This window comes from Streptomyces sp. GC420 (assembly GCF_009916105.1).
In the GTDB taxonomy this organism is placed as follows: Bacteria; Actinomycetota; Actinomycetes; order Streptomycetales; family Streptomycetaceae; genus Streptomyces.
Genome location: NZ_JAAAXQ010000440.1, coordinates 1 through 5,745, shown reverse-complemented (window position 1 = coordinate 5,745; position 5,745 = coordinate 1). Strand labels below are relative to the sequence as shown.

Here is a 5,745-nt window from a genome sequence, read left to right as displayed (position 1 = left end):
CCCACCGTGGCGCAAATCCCCTGGTGGGGGCCATGACGAGCCGACCGCAACCGCTGCCCCCTCCCCCGCCCTCCGGACCGGTCGCAGCAGGGTCTTGTTTAACTGTTCATCTTGCTCTAATTTTTTCTGCATCGCGGCCCGCTCCTCCCGTCGCGACGCCCGTACCGTGCCGCCAGGCCGCGCCCCGGCTGTTCCGGGCTGATTCGGAACCTCCTCGGGAGTCCCCATGCATCACACAGTGGCGTCGTCACGGGAACCACCGGCGGGCCGTCCCCCGCACCGAGCGCGAGCTCGCCCTCGGCGCCGACCCGGCGCACCGCACGACGGCCGTCGTGGGGCGCGCCCGCGGTCAGCAGGCCGTTAGGGTGGCGCCGTGGCGAATGCAGCGGGCAAGTTCGGGCCTTACAACCAGCCAGGCCCGGCCCGGACGACGTCGGTCACCGGTGTGGGACACACCCGCGCCCTGCCCGGCGGGGGTCAGAGCGGATCCGATCTCGTCCGGTCACGGATCGCCCTGCGGGTACGCCTGCGATCCGTGCAGCCTGGAGACCGGCTGCCGGACGCCGGGGTCCTCGCCGAGGAGCTGGGAATCGGCGAGATCACCGTGCGCCGCGCACTGGAGGGCATGTGCCAGGACGGTCTGCTCGACCGTCGGCGCGGACGGGCGGGCGGAACCTTCGTCGCGCAGGACTGGGACACCGTCGTAGCCCTGACCCACGACCCCGAGGAGGCGGCTTCGCTGGATGCCTTCCAGCTCCTGCTCGAATGCGGCCTCGTGGCGCACAGTTCGGGAGAGGTCCCGGCCGAACGGCTGGACGGCCTTCGGGTGCTGGTCGAGGAGATGGAACAGACCGACGACCCGGCACGCCTGGCCGAGCTGGAGACCCGATTCCACCTGGACCTCGCGGTGGCGCTCGGCGGCGCCGGAATACGCGAGTTCACCGCCGACCTGCTCGGCCGGCTGTGCCTGCTGCTGCCCGCACCGGAACCCGCGGTCGTACGGGCGCAGAACCGCTGCCACGCCGAAGTGCTCGCCGAACTCGGGCGGGGTGCGACCGATCCGGCCGTGCAGGCAGTGAAGGCACACCACCGTTCACGGCACCGCTGACGGCCGGTCCGTGCCGGCCCGGCCGTCGAGAACCCGCGCGTCCATCACGCCGCCCCACCGCACGAGGAGTTGCCGCCATGCCCAACCCCGGATCCGGCCCGCTGTCCCCGCCGGGTCCCGTCGGCGATGCGCCGCAGCGGCTGCGCGGCGGCGTCCTCGGCATGGCGGACATCGCCGCCGCCACGATGGCCAACGTCGGCCCGGCCATGAGCTTCTTCTTCGGTTTCGCCTTCCTGGCCACCACCGCGGGCGTGGCGTCACCGCTGACCATCCTGGCCGCGGGCATCGCGGTGGCGCTCCTCGGCAACACTCTGGCGGAGTTCTCCCGGGCGCACCCCTCGGCGGGCAGCTTCATCACCTTCGTCGGCAAGACCTTCGGGCCGGTCAGCGCGGTAACCACGGCGCTGCTGGCGGCGCTGGGCTACATCATCGCGATGGCCGGCGTCATCTCGATCTCCGGCGGGTTCGTGCAGATCACCCTGCATCACTACACCGGCGTGGACCTGCCGTGGATCATCTGGACGCTGCTGCTCACCGGGGTGGCCGTGGCGCTGATGCTGCGCGGGGTGGTGGTCTCCACCAAGTGGGCCGGCTACTTCTTCGGCGCGGAGATGCTGGTGCTGGTCGTGGTCTCGGTCGCCGCGCTGGTGGAACACCGCGGCGAGCTGTCCTTCGACCCGTTCCTGCCCAGCCACATCAGCGACGGCTTCAAGGGGCTGGCGGCCGGCTTCCCGCTGGCGGTGTACCTGTTCATCGGCTGGGAGAACTCGGCGGCACTCGCCGAGGAGACGGAGAATCCGCGGCACAACGTCGGCCGCGCGGTGTTCTCCTCCGTCGCGATCATGACGGTGAGTTACATCCTCTTCGCCTACGCCACGGTGACCGGCTTCGGCTACGACGTGACCAGACTCGGGGCATCCCGGATCCCGTTCATCGAGGTGGCCCACGACACCCTCGGCGTGCTGGCGTTCCTCGCCTACCTCGGTGGACTGACCTCCACCCTCGGTGTGCTGATCGCCGGCATCAACTCCCAGGCCCGCCTGGTGTTCAACGCCGGACGCGAGGGGCTGCTCCCCTCCTTCTTCGGTTATGTGCACCCCATCCGCCGCACACCGAACAAGGCGATCATCACCTTCACTGCCACCGCTCTGCTGATCATCGGCGGTTGGGCCCTGGGCCACCTGCTGGGGTCCTCCGGCGACTCGATGAACCCGGTGGTCTTCTTCACCGAGTCATCGACCCTCGGCGCCATCCTGATCCTGCTGGTCTACCTCGCGTCCAACATCGCCCTGCCGCTGTACTACCGCAGGTACCGGCCGCAGGAGTTCCGGGTGATCCGGCACCTCCTCCTGCCCGCGCTCGGCACGGTGGCCATCCTGGTCCCGCTGTACTACCTCGCCAAGCCCGGCCAGCCCGCGCCGTACAACTGGTTCCCCTACGCGGCGATCGCCGCCCTGCTCGCCGCCGTCGGCTACGCGGCCCTCCTGGTCCGCCGCGACCCGACCCTGGCCGAACGCGTCGGCTCCATCGTGGCCGACGCGGACTGAGCCCTCGCGACCGGCAAGAGCGCGGACGCAACGAGGACGGACTGATCGGCGCGGCGGTCCTGCCGCTTCTCTGGTCGCGCGGCCGGGTGGAGCCAGTCGTGGCGCCACCGGAGCCCACGAACTGCTGCAGAAGCTCCTCGGCGCCTACGCGGCCGAGCCCAGCGCCGCCGAGATCGAGGCACTGCCGAGCGGCACGCGCGAGCAGGAAGGGATGCTGCGCGACGGCCGCGCCGATGTGGCGCTCATCGTCGACCAGCGCCGGATCGGTGCACCGTCCCCGCAGCCCCGGCACGAGCCATGGTGCGCACTGGCGGTACAGCTCCTCGAAGGCGCGCCGGTCCCCGTCCGCGAGGCTCGCAGCAGTTCGGTGTCGTCCGGGCTCCCCCGGTTCAATTCGCTCACACACCCTCATCGGACGAGACCCGCCCGGCGGTTCACGCACCGGCTCCGCCATCGGCGCGCCTCCCCGCACCCGCCCCGCCGCGCCCCGTTCGCGGGCGGCCCTCGTCGCAGGGCTCAGGCTGAGTGGCGTCCGCCGGTGACGCCGGCGCTCCTACCGGCGAGCCCTGTACCGGCCAGTCACATGGCAGCCGGACAGGTCTCAGAGGTTGTAGCCGCCCGATACCTCGATGTTCTGAGCGGTGACCCAGCGGCTCTCGTCGGAGACCAGTGTGGCGATCACCGCGCCGATGTCGTCGGGTTCGCCGACCCGGCCGAGCGCGGTCCTCGCGGCGAGGGCCGGGACGAGCCACCCGCACCGGCCCGGGCACGCCGCCGGGGCTCGCCGTCGGCGACGCCCCGCCCGCCCTCTCCGCCTTCTACCGCAACTTCCAGGCGGTGACCGCCATGAGCCCCATCCAGTTCCAGAAGCAGATCCGGCTCCAGGAGGCCCGGCTGCTGCTCGCCACCCACCCGGGCGACGTCACAGGAGTCGGCCACCGCGTCGGCTACGACAACCCGTCACAGTTCAGCCGCGAGTACCGCCGCCAGTTCGGCGAACCCCCGAGCCGGGACGCGGCCCGCCTGCGGAACACCGTACGCACCCCCGCAGCTGCCCTTCCCTGAGCCGGCTGGACCGCGGTGGAGGATCGCGCAAGGGGCAGCGAGCATCGTTCTGTGATTTCCGCAGGTCACAGCGACAGTTCAACCAGGAGGAGGCCTTCGTCGCTTCCCGGCTCAGCGGCGAGGAGTGCCGCAGCCTCGCCGACGGGCTGCGCCAGGTCGTGCTCCAGGTCGAGGAACACGGCGACGAACGCCGCCTCACCCTCCTCGACGGCGCTGAGCCGACACCGCTCGCAGCGAACGCCGGCCGAAGAGCTGAGAACCGGCAGTCCTTGCGCTTCGGCCTGTCAGAGGTTGAACTCGTCGACCTGCGATACTCCCGGCAACTCGGGTGCGGTCAGCGGTACTTCGGTCCAGATCGTCTTGCCGGTCGGCGTGTAGCGGGTGCCCCAGCGGTCGGTCAGCTGGGCCACGAGGAACAGGCCCCGGCCGCCCTCGTCCTCCATCGTGGCCCGGCGCAGGTGCGGGGAGGTGTGGCCGCCGTCCGAGACTTCGACGATGAGCCCGCGTTCCCGGATGAACCGCAGCCGGACCGGGGCGCCCCCGTACCGGATGGCGTTGGTGACCAGTTCGCTGACGACGAGTTCGACGACGAAGGCCGCCTCGTCCGGCACGTTCCACTCGGTCAGCCGGCCGCAGGCGAGCGTCCGCGCGCGGGCCACCTCGCCCGGGTCGACGGGGATGTCCCAGGTCACCACCAGGTGCTCGGGCAGGGCGTGCACGCGGACCAGGAGCAGGGCCGCGTCGTCCGCGGGAAGCTGGGGCAGCCCTCCGACGAGGGCGTCGCAGGTCTCCTCCAGCGGACCGGAACCCAGACTGGCGAGCCGGTCACACAGGGCACGGACGCCGACGTCGATGTCCAGCTCCCGGCTCTCGACGAGGCCGTCGGTGAACAGGGCCAGTGTGCTGCCCTGCGGCAGTTCGAGGGTGACGCTTTCGAAGGGCAGGCCGCCCAGGCCGAGAGGTGGCCCGGCGGGCAGGTCCACGAGTTCGGCGTGCCCATCGGGGGTGGCCAGTACCGGGGGTGGATGGCCGGCGCGGGCCATGGCGCAGGTCCGGGAGACCGGGTCGTAGACGGCGTACAGGCAGGTCACACCCAGGGCCTGGTCCTCGACGTCGTCCTCCTCGGTGCCCGTCGGCTGGGGTGCGCCGGGCCGGGTCACCAGGTCGTCCAGCCGGGCCAGCAGCTCTTCCGGCGGGAGGTCCAGGGCCGCGAGGGCGGCGACGGTGGTACGCAGTCGTCCCATGGTTGCGGCCGCGCCGAGTCCGTGTCCCGCCACGTCGCCGACGACCAGCCCCACCCGGGCTCCAGAGAGCGGGATGACGTCGTACCAGTCTCCGCCGACGCCGGCCGGTCCGGCCGCGGGCATGTAGCGGTGGGCGACCTCGACTCCGGCCGGAGCGGGCAGGGTGCGGGGCAGCAGCTCACGTTGCAGGGTGAGCGCAGTGGCGTGTTCGCGGGCGTAGCGGCGGGCGTTGTCCACGCAGACCGCGGTCCGGGCGACCAACTCCCCGGCGACCGCGGCCTCCTCGGCGTCGAAGGGGTCGCGCGGCGATGTCCGTACGAAGACCGCCGCGCCAAGTACGGCACCCCGGGCTGTCAGTGGCACGGCCAGCGCGCCCGTGGCGGCATCGGTGGCCGGCGCGGCATCCGTCAGACAGCGCAGTCGTACGGCGCTCAGGATGTCCGGGGTGTCCACGACGGCGCCGGACGTCTCGTCGCGTGCCTGCCTCGCCACACGGCGCAGATCGGTTGCCGGCCTGCCGTCGCGGCTGACGGGCGGGGGTTCCTGACCGTTCAGGACCGGTTCGAGCAGGTCCACGGTGATCGCGTCGGCGAACTCGGGGACCACGAGCTGGGCCAGGTCCTCCGCGGTGCCCCGGATGTTCAGCGTCCGTCCGATGCTGCCACTCGCCCGGCTCAGCAGGGCCAGGCGGTGCCGAGCCACGTAGCGGTCGGTGATGTCGAGGCCGGCTTCGCAGACGCCGACCGCTCGGCCGGCCTCGTCCCGCAGCAGGAAGTAGGAG

3 protein-coding genes and 3 pseudogenes are annotated in these 5,745 nt (G+C 71.9%); 4 read left to right on the top strand and 2 right to left on the bottom strand.

The annotated features are described in order from the left end of the window. Window positions 1-373: 373 nt before the first annotated feature. Both GUY61_RS33480 and GUY61_RS33475 read left to right on the top strand, forming a co-directional pair. A complete protein-coding gene (locus GUY61_RS33480; protein WP_166634084.1) occupies window positions 374-1,108 on the top strand; it encodes a FadR/GntR family transcriptional regulator in 735 nt (244 codons plus the stop codon). Window positions 1,109-1,185: 77 nt separating this feature from the next. Beyond that, window positions 1,186-2,655 carry an APC family permease gene (locus tag GUY61_RS33475; RefSeq protein WP_166634083.1) on the top strand — a complete coding sequence of 490 codons (1,470 nt, stop codon included), beginning with the start codon at window positions 1,186-1,188 and terminating at the stop codon, window positions 2,653-2,655. 601 nt (window positions 2,656-3,256) lie between these two features. Here the strand turns inward: GUY61_RS33475 and GUY61_RS42010 are convergent. Beyond that, a pseudogene (locus GUY61_RS42010) lies at window positions 3,257-3,382 on the bottom strand (SDR family oxidoreductase); the annotation flags it as partial. Window positions 3,383-3,459: 77 nt separating this feature from the next. Between GUY61_RS42010 and GUY61_RS33455 the strand changes: the two are divergent. Beyond that, a pseudogene (locus GUY61_RS33455) lies at window positions 3,460-3,720 on the top strand (helix-turn-helix transcriptional regulator); the annotation flags it as partial. A 74-nt stretch (window positions 3,721-3,794) separates the two neighbouring features. Beyond that, window positions 3,795-3,976, top strand: a pseudogene (locus tag GUY61_RS40795) (MarR family transcriptional regulator); the annotation flags it as partial. 28 nt (window positions 3,977-4,004) lie between these two features. On the opposite strand, the gene GUY61_RS33445 reads toward GUY61_RS40795, so the two are convergent. Continuing rightward, the coding region (locus GUY61_RS33445; protein WP_208106783.1) for a SpoIIE family protein phosphatase at window positions 4,005-5,745 on the bottom strand (1,741 nt) is incomplete at its 5' end.